12 protein-coding genes are annotated in these 13,097 nt (G+C 70.9%); 5 read left to right on the forward strand and 7 right to left on the reverse strand.

Annotated elements, in window-relative coordinates; all coding sequences use genetic code 11:
• Positions 1–48: 48 nt before the first annotated feature.
• Positions 49–1,113 (reverse strand): aa3-type cytochrome oxidase subunit II, encoded by a 1,065-nt coding sequence (ctaC, locus tag RR1_RS12230; protein ID WP_010836583.1) that lies wholly within the window; start codon positions 1,111–1,113, stop codon positions 49–51.
• 256 nt (positions 1,114–1,369) lie between these two features.
• On the opposite strand from ctaC, the gene asnB reads away from it, so the two are divergent.
• Positions 1,370–3,295, forward strand: coding sequence for an asparagine synthase (glutamine-hydrolyzing) (gene asnB / locus RR1_RS12235; RefSeq protein WP_010836584.1), 1,926 nt, complete (start codon positions 1,370–1,372; stop codon positions 3,293–3,295).
• A gap of 68 nt (positions 3,296–3,363) precedes the next feature.
• On the opposite strand, the gene RR1_RS12240 is transcribed toward asnB, so the two are convergent.
• The 3 genes from RR1_RS12240 to RR1_RS12250 all read right to left on the reverse strand — a co-directional run bounded on the left by RR1_RS12240 (position 3,364) and on the right by RR1_RS12250 (position 6,136).
• Complete coding sequence (locus RR1_RS12240) at positions 3,364–4,293, reverse strand: carbohydrate kinase family protein (protein WP_051111021.1); 930 nt, start codon at positions 4,291–4,293, stop codon at positions 3,364–3,366.
• Between the two features lie 281 nt (positions 4,294–4,574).
• Entirely contained in the window at positions 4,575–4,925 is a 351-nt protein-coding gene (locus tag RR1_RS12245; protein ID WP_010836586.1) for a HesB/IscA family protein, read from the reverse strand.
• A 155-nt stretch (positions 4,926–5,080) separates the two neighbouring features.
• Positions 5,081–6,136, reverse strand: coding sequence for a glycerate kinase family protein (locus tag RR1_RS12250; protein WP_010836588.1), 1,056 nt, complete (start codon positions 6,134–6,136; stop codon positions 5,081–5,083).
• Positions 6,137–6,241: 105 nt separating this feature from the next.
• Between RR1_RS12250 and RR1_RS12255 the strand changes: the two genes are divergently transcribed.
• The gene (locus RR1_RS12255) at positions 6,242–6,898 is read left to right on the forward strand and encodes a DUF3043 domain-containing protein (protein WP_010836589.1); all 657 of its coding nucleotides are present in this window, start codon (positions 6,242–6,244) and stop codon (positions 6,896–6,898) included.
• Positions 6,899–6,924: 26 nt separating this feature from the next.
• On the opposite strand, the gene RR1_RS12260 is transcribed toward RR1_RS12255, so the two are convergent.
• Positions 6,925–7,170, reverse strand: coding sequence for a hypothetical protein (locus RR1_RS12260; RefSeq protein ID WP_143153812.1), 246 nt, complete (start codon positions 7,168–7,170; stop codon positions 6,925–6,927).
• A gap of 196 nt (positions 7,171–7,366) precedes the next feature.
• On the opposite strand from RR1_RS12260, the gene cobT reads away from it, so the two are divergent.
• Both cobT and RR1_RS12270 read left to right on the forward strand, forming a co-directional pair.
• Positions 7,367–8,440, forward strand: a complete 1,074-nt coding sequence (gene cobT, locus RR1_RS12265) for a nicotinate-nucleotide--dimethylbenzimidazole phosphoribosyltransferase (RefSeq protein WP_040772156.1) — start codon at positions 7,367–7,369, stop codon at positions 8,438–8,440.
• 5 nt (positions 8,441–8,445) lie between these two features.
• Positions 8,446–9,201 carry an adenosylcobinamide-GDP ribazoletransferase gene (locus RR1_RS12270; RefSeq protein WP_010836592.1) on the forward strand — a complete coding sequence of 252 codons (756 nt, stop codon included), beginning with the start codon at positions 8,446–8,448 and terminating at the stop codon, positions 9,199–9,201.
• 9 nt (positions 9,202–9,210) lie between these two features.
• Here the strand turns inward: RR1_RS12270 and RR1_RS12275 are convergent, their stop codons facing one another.
• Both RR1_RS12275 and gcvT read right to left on the reverse strand, forming a co-directional pair.
• On the reverse strand, positions 9,211–10,314 hold the full coding sequence (locus tag RR1_RS12275; protein WP_010836593.1) for a branched-chain amino acid aminotransferase: 1,104 nt from the start codon (positions 10,312–10,314) through the stop codon (positions 9,211–9,213).
• A gap of 50 nt (positions 10,315–10,364) precedes the next feature.
• Positions 10,365–11,465 (reverse strand): glycine cleavage system aminomethyltransferase GcvT, encoded by a 1,101-nt coding sequence (gene gcvT, locus RR1_RS12280; protein WP_010836594.1) that lies wholly within the window; start codon positions 11,463–11,465, stop codon positions 10,365–10,367.
• Positions 11,466–11,562: 97 nt separating this feature from the next.
• On the opposite strand from gcvT, the gene RR1_RS12285 reads away from it, so the two are divergent.
• Positions 11,563–13,092, forward strand: a complete 1,530-nt coding sequence (locus tag RR1_RS12285) for a leucyl aminopeptidase (protein WP_040772135.1) — start codon at positions 11,563–11,565, stop codon at positions 13,090–13,092.
• Positions 13,093–13,097 lie beyond the last annotated feature (5 nt).

Genomic DNA, 13,097 nt, shown 5'->3' on the forward strand with positions numbered 1-13,097 from the left:
AGCACTTTTCCTTGGTATCCGAGAAGGAGCCGGTCAGCGAGGCCCGAGTCAGTTGCCCTCTTGGGCACTGGCCTGGCGGTAGGTGCGGTCGGTTTCGAACGGCTGCGTCGACGTCGCGACGGGCGACTCGCCGATACGCTCGAGGGCCTCGGCGGTGGTCAGTTCCTCGCCACCCTCCTCGATCGGCTTGCGCAGCTCGATGTACTCCTCGAAGCGCTCGGGCGAGACCGCACGCACCTCGAAGTTCATCATCGCGTGGAACGTGCCGCACATCTCGGCGCACCGTCCGACGAACGCACCTTCACGCTCGATCTCGCTGATCTGGAACGTGTTGTCCGAGTTGTTCTCCCGCGGGTTCGGGTTCACGTCGCGCTTGAACAGGAACTCGGGCACCCAGAAGGAATGGATGACGTCCGCGGACGCCAGAACGAACTCGATGCGCTGTCCGGTCGGAAGCACCAGGATCGGGATCTCGGCGCTCGTGCCGACGGTCTCGATCTTGCTGTAGGGCAGGTAGGACAGGTCGTTCGTGGACTTGCCGTGGATCGGGCCCGGGATCTCGTGGCCCTCCTCGTCGATCTCGACGACCTCGGCGCCCTCACGCGCGTTCGCCTCGGCCTCCTCGTCGACGGCGTTGTAGCCGTTGCCGTTGCCGAAGTCGAGATCGCGGTAGCCGAACTTCCAGTTCCACTGGTAGGCGGTCACGTCGACCGTCACCGCCGGGTCGTCCTCCTTCTCGAGGACGTGGTTCTGCACGACGACCGTGAAGTAGAACAGCACCGCGATGATGACGAACGGCACCGCCGTGTACGCGAGTTCGAGCGGCACGTTGTACGCCGTCTGACGCGGGAACTCCGGAGAGTCCTTCTTCTTGCGGTGGAATGCGACCGTCCAGAACACGAGGCCCCAGACGATCACGCCCATCACGAGTGCCGCGATCACGGACCAGGTCCAGAGTTCGCGCATCCGCTCCGCCTGCGGGGTGACACCCGAAGGCCAGCCGAAACGGAGCACCGAGTTGTCGATGGAGCAACCCGACAGCACCAGGGCCGCAAAGCCCAGTGATACCGCCAGCCCCGCTCGCCGAAGGATCCGACCTTGCGCCACGTTCACGCCTTCCTGATCGCCACAAAACTGTGTAGGGCTCACCCACCGGGAAGGCCCAAGTACTACGCAGCGTAGACCAAAGCCGGCCGGAGTCCGCCCCCAGGGTCGAAACGTGTCGTGACGCCTCGACATGGACGGGCGGGCGAACGATCTGCGGCATACTTTCCTTCAGAGTCGCAGACATCTCCACCGTCGTGGAGCCGTTTCGTCGTCTCCACGACGTGGGGACGTATCGCCTATTCGAATCGAGGTACCCGTCGCTGTGTGCGGACTGCTCGGCCTACTGACCACCGACGAGACCACCACCGACACCGTCGCGCGCGTCGACGCCGCGATGCACTGCATGCGGCACCGCGGTCCCGACGAGCACGGCACGTGGCACGACGCCCACGTGGTGTTCGGGTTCAACCGGCTCTCGATCATCGACATCGCGCACTCGCATCAGCCGCTGCGATGGGGTCCTCCGGAGTCGCCCGAGCGCTACGCACTCACCTTCAACGGGGAGATCTACAACTACCTCGAGATCCGGGCACAGCTCGCCGAGGAGTTCGACGCGCAATTCCGCACCGACGGTGACAGCGAGGCGATCGTCGCGGCCTTCCACTTCTGGGGTGAGGACGCCGTGCGCCGGTTGCGCGGCATGTTCGCGTTCGCGATCTGGGACACCGAGACCGGCGAGATGTTCGTCGCACGCGACCCGTTCGGGATCAAGCCGCTGTTCCTCGCGACCGGCACGAAGGGCACGGCGTTCGCGAGCGAGAAGAAGTCGCTCCTCGACATCGCCGACGTCGTCGGCATCGGCACCGAACTCGACGATCGCGCGATCGAGCACTACACCGTCCTGCAGTACGTGCCCGAGCCGGAGACGCTGCACCGCGAGATCACGCGCCTCGAATCCGGCTCGTTCGCCCGCATCACGCCCGGCTCCGCTCCCCTGCAGACGCGGTACTTCGAGCCGACGTTCCCGGTGCGCCCGTTCACCCCCGGCACCGAGGCCGCGCGCTATCAGGAGATCGCGGAGGCACTCGAGGACTCCGTCGCCAAGCACATGCGTGCCGACGTCACCGTCGGCTCGTTCCTGTCGGGCGGCATCGACTCGACGGCGATCGCGGCGCTGGCGATGCGTCACAACCCGAAGCTCGTCACGTTCACGACGGGCTTCGAGCGCGAGGGCTATTCGGAGATCGACGTCGCGGCCGAGTCCGCGGAGGCGATCGGTGCGCGCCACATCACGCGCGTCGTCGGGCCCGAGGAATTCGCGGCCGCGGTGCCCTCGGTCATCTGGTATCTCGACGATCCGGTGGCCGACCCGTCGCTCGTCCCGTTGTGGTTCATCGCCCGCGAGGCCCGCAAGCACGTGAAGGTCGTGCTGTCGGGCGAGGGCGCGGACGAGTTGTTCGGCGGATACACGATCTACCGTGAGCCGCTGTCGCTGAAGCCGTTCGAGCGGCTGCCGAAGCCGCTGCGGCGCGCGGCAGGGGCGCTCTCGGAGCGCATCCCCGAGGGGACGCGCGGCAAGAGCCTGCTGCACCGCGGGTCGATGACGCTCGAGGAGCGCTACTACGGCAACGCGCGCAGCTTCGGTGACGCACAACTGCGCGCCGTCCTGAAGGACTTCCGGCCGGAGTGGACCCACCAGGACGTCACGGCCCCGATCTACGAGCGGTCGCGCGGCTGGGATCCCGTGGCCCGCATGCAGCATCTCGACCTGTTCACGTGGCTGCGCGGCGACATCCTCGTCAAGGCCGACAAGATGACGATGGCGAACTCGCTCGAACTGCGGGTGCCGTTCCTCGATCCCGAGGTGTACCGGGTCGCGTCGCAGGTTCCGCTCGATCAGAAGATCACGAAGGACACGACGAAGTACGCGCTGCGCCGCGCGCTGGAAGGGATCGTGCCGGGGCACGTCCTGCACCGCGCGAAGCTGGGCTTCCCGGTGCCGATCCGGCACTGGCTGCGGGGTCCGGAGCTCTACGACTGGGCGAACGAGACGATCGAGCAGTCGCAGGCCGGGCACATCGTCGACAAGACCGCAGTGCGCCGGATGCTGGCCGAGCATCGCGACGGGGTCTCCGATCACAGCCGGCGGCTGTGGACGGTGCTGTGCCTGATGATCTGGCACGGCATCTTCGTCGAGGGCAGGATCGTCCCAGAGATCGAGGAGCCGATCTACCCCGTCGAGGTGTAGCCGCTGCGCGCTCGTGAGCGAGTTTCCGGTCCGGAGGCCGGAAGATCACTCACGAGCGGCGGAGCCGCCTAGAGGATCGCGGCGATCTCGTCGGCCGCCTCGACGCCGTAGGCGTCGGTCAGGCGGGTGAGCGCCTCGTCGCGGTCGAAGCGCCACTCCTGCGTGCCGACGGTCTCGAGGACGAGCACCGCGACGAGGCAGCCGAGCTGCGCGGCCCGCTCGAACCCGAGGCCACGCGCCTGCGCGAACAGGAAGCCCGCCCGGAAGCCGTCGCCGACACCGGTCGGATCGACCTTCCCCTTCTCCGGAACGACCTCGACGTGGACCCAGTTGCCGTCGGAGTCGACGACGTCGACGCCCTTCGCACCGAGCGTCGTGACGCGGACACCGACCTGCGAGCGCACCTCGTCCTCGGTGAGCCCGGTCTTCTGACGCAGCAGTCCCCACTCGTACTCGTTCGTGAACAGGTACGTCGCGCCGTCGACGAGGCGCCGCGCCTCGTCGCCACCGAGGCGGGCGAGCTGCTGCGAGGGGTCGGCAGCGAACGGCAGGCCCCGTTCACGGCATTCGTCGGTGTGCCGGATCATCGCGTCGGGGTCGTTCGCGCCGACGAGGACGAGGTCCAGCGGCCCGACCCGCTCGGCGACCTCGCCGAGCGAGATCTCCCGCGCCTCGCTCATCGCACCGGGATAGAACGACGCGATCTGCGCCATGTCCTCGTCGGTCGTGCAGACGAACCGCGCGGTGTGCGCGGTCTCGGACACGCGGACGCCGGAGCAGTCGACGCCGTTGCTCTCGAGCCACTTGCGGTACTCCGCGAAGTCGGGTCCGACGGCACCCACGAGCACCGGCGCGCCGCCGAGAACGCCCATCGCGTAGGCGATGTTGCCGCCGACGCCACCACGCCGCACGACGAGGTCGTCGACGAGGAAGCTCAGCGAGATGTGGCTGAGCTGATCAGCGATCAACTGCTCGGCGAAGCGGCCGGGGAAGCGCATCAGATGGTCGGTGGCGATCGAGCCGGTGACGGCGACGAGTCCGGCGGCAGAAGTCACGAGCGAGCCTTTCACGGGGACGGCAGAAGGTGGGGCGGACACGACGGCATCGACGTGCGCCCGCCCGCACCGGAGTACAACACGCTACTCCCGGCGCGCCTGCCGCGATCGGACGGGCGAGCGGCGAAGCCGATCACGGACGTGCCCCGGACACGCGAAACGCCGCCGGGACCGGGAGGTCTCGGCGGCGTTCGGTGCTGCGTGTTCTCGGTGGTACGGCCGACTCAGTTGAACGAGTCGCCGCAGGCGCAGGAACCCGTCGCGTTGGGGTTGTCGATCGTGAAGCCTTGCTTCTCGATCGTGTCGACGAAGTCGATCGACGCACCTTCGACGTAGGGCGCGCTCATCCGGTCGACCGCGAGGGTCACACCCGCGAAGTCGACGGTGAGATCGCCGTCGAGGCTCCGGTCGTCGAAGAAAAGCTGATAACGCAGGCCGGCACACCCGCCCGGCTGCACTGCGATGCGCAGCGCGAGGTCGTCGCGACCTTCCTGATCGAGAAGTGCCTTGGCCTTCGACGCGGCGGCGTCGGTCATCAGCACGCCGTGGGTCGCGGTCTCGTTCTGCACAGTCATGGGCTCTCCCTCACATGTCGTACCAAACCCGTGAACGCCTCAACGGTACTCCTCGTGCGATGTATTCCCACCGCCGATCGTGTCCGGTCGGGTTTCTCGCCGACGCGCGTGGCCGAGTCTAACGGTCCGGGCCGTTCGGTCCAGCATGTCGGCCGTCACGGACGTGCGCTCCACCGCTCCGCGACGCTGCGTGCGAGACCTTCGAGCTGGTGTGCGGCGTCGTTCATCGCGACGTCGAGCGATCCCGCGAAGTCGACGATCGCGTGCGCGGCGTCGACGCCCGCGCCCGCGAGTTCGGCGTCGTCCAGTTCGACGGCACCGGCGAACGCGAGTACCGCCGCTCCCCCGTCGCGTGCCGCGGCCGCGACGGCGGTCACGAGCTTGCCGCGCAGCGACTGCCTGTCGAGCCGGCCCTCGCCGGTGACGACGACGTCGGCGCCCGTGATCTGTTCGTGTCGGCCCGTGCGACGGGCGACGATCGCGGCTCCGGCCTCCCGGGTGGCACCGAGCGCGAAGAGCGCAGCGCCGAGCCCGCCCGCGGCGCCGGCGCCGACCGACTCCGCGACCGAACGCCCGGTGACCTCCAGGATCTCGGCCGCCCACCGCGCGTTGCGCTCGTCGAGGATCGCGATCGCGGCGTCGTCGGCACCCTTCTGCGGCCCGAAGATCGCGGCGGCGCCGTCGGGGCCGAGCAGGGGGTTCTCGACGTCGGTCGCCGCGACGAGGGCGACGTCGCCGAGCGCCTCGCTCGCAGGACACAGACCGCCGAGTGCCTCGATCATGCCGCGCCCACCGTCGCTGGTACCGCTTCCGCCGAGCCCGACGACGATCCGCCGCGCGCCCGCCGCGAGTGCCGCAGCGATCAGCGTGCCGACGCCGTGGGTCGTGGCGGCCACGGCCGTGCGCGGCGTGGGGGCACCACCGAGCAGATGGAGGCCGCACGCCTGCGCCGACTCGAGGTAGGCGGTGTCGCCGTCGAGCAGCCACGTCGCTTCCACCGGTGCGCCGAGCGGGCCCGCGACGTCGCTGCGGTGGACGGTCCCGCCGGCGACGGCGAGGACGTCGACGAAGCCCGGTCCGCCGTCCGACTGCGGTGCCCGCTCGAGCACGTCTCCGGGACGGGCCGCGGACCAGCCGCGCGCGATCGCGTCGCAGGCCTCGACGGCGGTGAGGGTGTCCCCGAACGAATCGGGGGCGATCAGGACGCGCATCGCCGCAGTCTAGAAGCGCCTCGGGTGGCGCGCACCGCGGGCGACGCACGCGTCGCGGCCGGGCCGACATCGACGGAAACGGACACGTCCCCTACCCTTGAAGCCGTGAAGCTGCTGCGCCGTGGATCCTCCGACAACTCCGACAACGACGACGTGTCGGTCGACACGGCTGCGGCAACGCCCGAGCCGTCCACGGCGGCGACCGCGGGCAAGGGCCGCCCGACGCCGAGCCGCCGCGAGGCCGAGGGCAGGCGCCGCGGCCCCGTCGCTCCGCCCCCGATGACGTCGAAGGAGGCGCGCGCACGCCGCAAGGCGAATCGCGGCTCGAAGGACGAGCGCAAGGCCGCTGCCGCGTCCCGCCGCGCCGAGGCCGCGGAGCGGCGCTCGAAGATGCTCGCGGGCGACGAGGCGTACATGCTTCCCCGCGACAAGGGCCCGGTGCGCGGTTACGTCCGCGACATCATCGATGCCCGCCGCAATCTCGTCGGCATGTTCATGCCGCTCGCGCTCGTGCTCATCATGGCGATGTTCGTGAGCCCCGCGCTCCAGGCGATCGTGACGCTGGGCATGCTCATCATGATGGTGTTCATGGTGGTCGAGGGCATCTACCTGGGTTACCACGTGAACAACCGGGTGCGGGCACGCTTCCCCGACACCCCGGACGGCGGCTTCAAGCTGGGCTGGTACGCGTTCGTGCGTGCATCGCAGATCCGCAAGCTGCGCGCTCCCTCGCCGCGGGTGCGCCCGGGCGACGCCATCTGACACCTACGCCACACCGTCGCACTCCGTCAGTGATGCGGCGCCGATCTGCTCACCGCACGCCGCGCCGCATCGCGACGGCGTGCATCGTCGTCGGCCATCGGGTCGCGCTCGAGCAGGTCACGTTCGGCGCCGGGCATGCCCGTGGGATCGGGAGGCCACAGCACGAAGCGGGGGTACTGCGCGGCGCGTGGTGCCCCGACGAGACGTCCGACGCCGGTGATGAGGGCCTGTACTGCGACGAGTATCGCCAGTGCGATCAGGAATTCGATCATGTGATCAGTGTCTCGATCCGCCGCGCGCGGCGACAGTGGCATGAACGACGGTCTTCGCTCGATTTCTGCCAACCGGCCGGAAGGTGCCGGTCGAAGCGTGGTTGATAGCCTCCGGGAGGGTGTCGACGCCCCGACCCACCGGCTCGAAAGGCAACGCGTGACCGACGATTCCGCAGCTCTCGGCAACGACCCCGCGCTGTCCGAACCCACCCCGGCCGATCCCACACGGTTCGACCCGATCCCCCCGCCCGACCGCGAGGCACGCGACGCCGCCCGCGAGCGGGGCCGCCGGCTCGTGAAACCGGCAGGCTCCCTCGGCCGGCTCGAGCTGCTCGGCGAGTGGATCGCCGGATGCCAGGGAGCGTGCCCGCCTCGGGCGTTCGAGCGCGCCCGGGTCGTCGTCTTCGCGGGCGATCACGGGATCGCGCGGGCCGGGGTCTCGGCGTATCCGAGCGAGGTCACCGCTCAGATGGTCGCCACCCTCACCTCGGGTGTCGGCGCCGTCAACGCCCTCGCGCGGGTCGCGGACGCGAGCGTGCGCGTCGTCGACATGGCCGTCGACGCCGACACCGACCCCTCCGTGTCCGAGCACAAGGTGCGGCGCGGCTCCGGCTCGATCGACCGCGAGGACGCCCTCACCCACGACGAGACGCTCGCCGCCCTCGCCGCGGGCCGCGCGATCGCCGACGCCGAGATCGACGCCGGTGCAGATCTTCTCGTCGCCGGCGACATGGGCATCGGCGACACCACGCCCGCGACCGTCCTCGTCGCGACGCTCACCGACACCGAGCCCGTCGCCGCGGTCGGCCGCGGAACCGGCATCGACGACAACGCGTGGATGCGCAAGACGTCCGCGATTCGCGACGCCATGCGCCGGACCCGCCCGGTCGTTCGAGACGCAGTCGCACTGCTGCGCACGGGCGGTGGCGCCGATCTCGCGGCCATGACCGGCTTCCTCGCGCAGGCCGCGCAGCGCCGCACCCCCGTCGTCCTCGACGGCCTCGTCTCGACGGCTGCCGCGCTCGTCGCCGAGGAACTCGCCTACGGCGCGCGGGCGTGGTGGGTCGCCGGTCACCGGTCGACCGAGCCGTCGCACACCATCGCGCTCGCGCGACTGGGCCTCGAACCCTTGCTCGAACTCGACATGCGCCTCGGCGAAGGGACGGGCGCCGTCGCCGCGATCCCGCTGCTGCGGGGCGCCGTCGCGACGCTCTCGGAGGTCGCGACCTTCGAGGAAGCAGGCGTGAGCACCCGGACCGGCGAGGACTGACACCGGTGACGCGGCTCGGCGACGCGGGACGCGGTGTCGCACTGTCGTTCTCGTGGCTGACGGTACTGCCGGTCCGCTCCCCCTCTCCGATCGACCGCCGCGCCGCGGGGCGTGCGATCACCGCTGCACCGCTCACCGCCCTCGTGCTCGGCGCAGGCGCCGCCGCGATCGCGTCGGCCGCATCGCTCACCGCTCTGCCCCCGCTCGCGGTGGGCCTGCTCGTCGCCGCGGCGCTCGCGCTGGCATCACGCGGGATGCACCTCGACGGGCTCGCCGACGTCGCCGACGGGCTCGGCGTCTACGGCACGCCCGAGCGCACCCGGGAGGTGGCGCGGTCCGGGTCGTCCGGCCCCTTCGCCGTCGTGACGCTCGTCGTGGTCCTCGTGCTGCAGGCGACCGCGTTCGGCGCGCTGGCGTCGCGCGGCGAGTACGCCGCAGTGGCCCTGGCCGTGGTCGTCGGCCGGGTGAGTGCCGTGATCGGCTGCCGCCGTGGGATTCCCGCGGCGACGGCCTCGGGGTTCGGCGCGCTCGTCGCCGGGACCCAGCCGTGGCCGGTCGTCGTCGCATGGGTGCTCGCCGCGGCCGCGGCAGGGGTTGCCGCGGCGGGATGGACGGGCCTCGCAGCGGTCGTCGTGGGGCTCGCGGTCGCGGAGGCCGCCGGAACCCACGCAGTGCGACGGTTCGGCGGCCTCGTCGGCGACGTCCTCGGTGCGGGCATCGAACTCGCCGTCGTCGCCGCCGCCCTCACCGTGACGATGTGACCGCGACGCTCAGCCGAGTGGGCTCATCCAGCCGTGGGTGTCCGCGAAGGTTCCCCGCTGGATGCCCGTCAGGGTGTCGCGCAGTGCCATGGTGACCTCGCCCGGCTCGCCGTCGCCGATCACGAATTCGCCCGCGGTCGACTTCACGCTGCCGACCGGCGTGATCACCGCGGCGGTGCCGCACGCGAAGACCTCGCTCAGCTCGCCGGACTCCGCTGCGGTGCGCCATTCCGCGGTGCTGATGCGGCGTTCCTCGACGGGAAGCCCCGCATCGCCCGCGAGCGTCAGCAGCGAGTCGCGTGTGATGCCCGGCAGCAACGAGCCCGACAGCGACGGCGTGACGAGGCGCGCGTCGGGACCCGTGCCGAAGACGAAGAACAGGTTCATCCCGCCCATCTCCTCGACGTAGGTCCGCTCGGTCGCGTCGAGCCAGACGACCTGATCGCACCCCTGGTCCGCGGCCTGCGCCTGCGCGAGCAGCGAGGCGGCGTAGTTTCCGGCGAACTTCGCGGCACCCGTCCCGCCCGGGGCGGCGCGCACGTACTCCTCCGACAACCACACGCTCACCGGCTTGACGCCGCGCGGGAAGTACGCGCCCGCGGGCGACGCGATGAGCAGGTAGCGGTACTCGGCAGCCGGCCGCACGCCGAGCCCGGGCTCGGTGGCGAACAGGAACGGACGCAGGTAGAGCGCGTCCTCACCGCCGGCGTCCGGGACCCACGCCTCGTCGGCACGGATGAGCTGGTTCACCGATTCGACGAACAGCTCGGTCGGCAGCTCCGGCATCGCGAGCCGGCGGGCCGACGTCCGCAGTCGCTCCGCGTTCGCCTCGATCCGGAACGTCCCGATCGAGCCGTCGGGCTGCCGGTACGCCTTGAGCCCCTCGAAGATCGCCTGGCCGTAGTGGAGCACCATCGCCGACGGGTCGAGCTCGATCGGCGCGTAGGGCGTCACGACGGCGTCGTGCCAGCCGCGGCCGTCGGTGTACGAGATCGACACCATGTTGTCGGTGAAGAACCGGCCGAACCCGGGCGCCGCCAGTACCTCGCCGCGCGCGCGATCCGACGCGGGTGAGGGATGGGGAACACGGAGGAATTCGGCGACGTCGGTCATGGACCGATGGTATCGGACCCGCGCGACGCCGTATCCGCAGTGTTCGCGCGTCAGCTGGTGCGCGTGTCGACGAACGGCGGCGAGACGACCTCGGCCCGCAGCGCACGGCCGCGAACGTCGACGGTGAGCTCGTCGCCCGCAGCCGCGCCCGCCTCGGTGTCGAGCAGCGCGAGGGCGATACCGACCTTGAGGGTCGGCGAGAACGTGCCCGACGTCGTCGTGCCGATCCGCTGTCCGTCGCGCTGCACCGCGAGCCCCTCGCGGAGCACGCCGCGGTCGAGGGCCTTCAAACCCCACATCTTGCGCGGCGCACCCGCCTCCTTCTGCGCGACGAGCGCGTCGCGTCCCCAGAAGGCGTCCTTCTTCCATCCGACTGCCCATCCGGTGCGCGCCTCGAGGGGCGAGATGTCGAGCGACAGCTCGTGGCCGTGGAGCGGGTAGCCCATCTCGGTGCGGAGGGTGTCGCGTGCGCCGAGTCCGGCGGGCTGACCGCCGAGCCGGCGGACGGGCTCGAGCAGCGCGCGAAAGAGCTCGTCGCTGTCCTCCCACCGCGGCACGAGCTCGAATCCGACCTCGCCGGTGTACCCCGACCGGCACACCCGGACGGGCTTGTCGCGCCACGTCGTGTCCGCGAACGCCATGTACTCGATGTCGGTCGGCAGCCCGAGTTCGTCGAGCACCTCCGTCGAGTGCGGGCCCTGCACCGCGAAGACGCCGTGGTCTCGGTGCGCATCGGTCACCGTGATCCCCTCGGGTGCCGCCTCGGCGAGCGCGGCGACGACCGCCGCCGTGTTCGCGGCGTTGGGAACGAGGAACATCTCGTCGTCGCTCACGTAGTAGGCGATGAGATCGTCGACGACGCCGCCGGTCTCGGTGCAGCACAGGGTGTACTGGGCCTTGCCGGGGCCGATCTTGCGCAGGTCGTTCGTCAGCGCGGAGTCGACGAATGCCGCGGCGCCCGGACCCGACACGACCGCCTTGCCGAGGTGACTGACGTCGAAGAGCCCGACCGCGTCGCGGACGGCGTTGTGCTCGGACACCGTGCCCGCGTACGACACGGGCATCTCCCACCCGCCGAACGGCGCGAACGTGGCACCGAGCTCGACGTGGGCAGCGTGCACGGGACCCTGCTGGAGCGACTGATCGGTCATGGCCTCAACCTATCCGGTCTCGGCGTTCGACCTACGATCGAGGGCACGTTCGGTCACCCGCCGAACTCCATCGCCGCCGACCGTTCAGGAGACATTCGTGAGCACTCGTTCGACTCGACCGCTTCGTCCCGGCCTCGTCCCCGACACCGTTCTCGCCGCCGCGGTGGGCAAGGACGCCGACGTGCTCGTCGTCGGCCTCACGAAGGGCGAGGACGGCCCCGAGGTCGCGCTCGCGGACGGTGTCGTCGACGACGCCGTGCTCGCGGACCTGCTCGACGCGCTCGTCGCGGTCGGTGCGTCGGGAGCGCTCGAGAAGACCGCCCGCGTCCCGGCACCCGAGGCGCTGCCTGTCGGGAGCGTCCTCGCGGTCGGCCTCGGCCCCGCGAGCGAGCTCGACGGCGAGCGGGTGCGCCGCGCGGCCGGCGCCGCGGCGAGGGCACTCGCGGGCTCGACGGTGGTCGCCACGACGCTCTCGACGATCGATCTCGGCGCGGCGGCGGAGGGCTTCGCACTCGGTGCCTACGGCTTCGCCGAGTTCCGTTCGGCCAAGAGCGCACCCGGCCCCGACGCGGCGCCCGTCGAGCGGATCGAGCTGCTGGTCGCGGACGCGAAGGACGGCGCGGCGCGCGACACACTGGCACGCTCCGCCGCGATCGCGCGCGCCGTCGCCACGGCCCGTGAACTCGTGAACACTCCCCCCAACGCGCTCTTCCCGGCGTCGTTCGCCGAGCGGGCGCGTGACATCGGCAAGGCCGCGGGGCTGAAGGTCGAGATCCTCGACGAGAAGGCACTCGCGGACGGCGGCTACGGCGGCATCCTCGGCGTCGGGCAGGGGTCGTCCCGGCCGCCGCGTCTCGTCCGGCTCACCTACTCGTCGGGCACGAAGAAGGCCCCGACGGTCGCACTCGTCGGCAAGGGCGTCACATTCGACACCGGCGGCATCTCGATCAAGCCCGCCGCGGGAATGGAGCACATGACCTCCGACATGGGCGGGGCAGCCGCGGTCGTCGCGACCGTCGCGCTCGCGGCCGAGTTGTCGCTGCCCGTCGACGTCGTCGCGACCGTACCGATGGCCGAGAACATGCCGTCCGCGACGGCGCAGCGGCCGGGCGACGTCCTGACGCAGTACGGCGGAACGACGGTCGAGGTGATCAACACCGACGCCGAGGGCCGGCTCATCCTCGCGGACGCGATCGTGCGGGCCTGCGAGGACTCGCCCACCTACCTGATCGACACCGCGACCCTCACCGGCGCGCAGACGGTGGCGCTGGGCAATCGGACGTCCGGCGTCATGGGCACGGACGAGTTCCGCGATCGTGTCGCCGCGATCGGGCAGCGCGTCGGCGAGAGCGCGTGGCCGATGCCGATGCCCGCCGAGATCAGGGCAGACCTCGACTCGCGCGTGGCCGATCTCGCGAACGTCACCAACAACAGGGCCGGCGGCATGCTCGCGGCAGCACTGTTCCTGAAGGAGTTCGTGGCCGACGACGTGCAGTGGGCGCACATCGACGTCGCGGGCCCGGCCTACAACACCGGCGGCGCCTGGGGGTACACCGGCCGCGGCGGCACCGGCGTCCCGGTGCGCACGATGATCTCCGCCATCGAGGACATCGCCGCGAACGGCTGAGCGGC

The sequence above is a fragment of the Rhodococcus rhodnii NBRC 100604 genome (assembly GCF_001894925.1).
GTDB classification, from domain to species: domain Bacteria; phylum Actinomycetota; class Actinomycetes; order Mycobacteriales; family Mycobacteriaceae; genus Rhodococcus_F; species Rhodococcus_F rhodnii.

Coding starts and splice junctions, on each gene's coding strand:
- RR1_RS12240 (WP_051111021.1), bottom strand. CDS start 4,293: ATGCGCTTCCCCGGCCGCTTCGCCGAGCAGTTGATCGCTGATCAGCTC.
- RR1_RS12245 (WP_010836586.1), bottom strand. CDS start 4,925: ATGACTGTGCAGAACGAGACCGCGACCCACGGCGTGCTGATGACCGAC.
- RR1_RS12250 (WP_010836588.1), bottom strand. CDS start 6,136: ATGCGCGTCCTGATCGCCCCCGATTCGTTCGGGGACACCCTCACCGCC.
- RR1_RS12260 (WP_143153812.1), bottom strand. CDS start 7,170: ATGATCGAATTCCTGATCGCACTGGCGATACTCGTCGCAGTACAGGCC.
- RR1_RS12275 (WP_010836593.1), bottom strand. CDS start 10,314: ATGACCGACGTCGCCGAATTCCTCCGTGTTCCCCATCCCTCACCCGCG.
- gcvT (WP_010836594.1), bottom strand. CDS start 11,465: ATGACCGATCAGTCGCTCCAGCAGGGTCCCGTGCACGCTGCCCACGTC.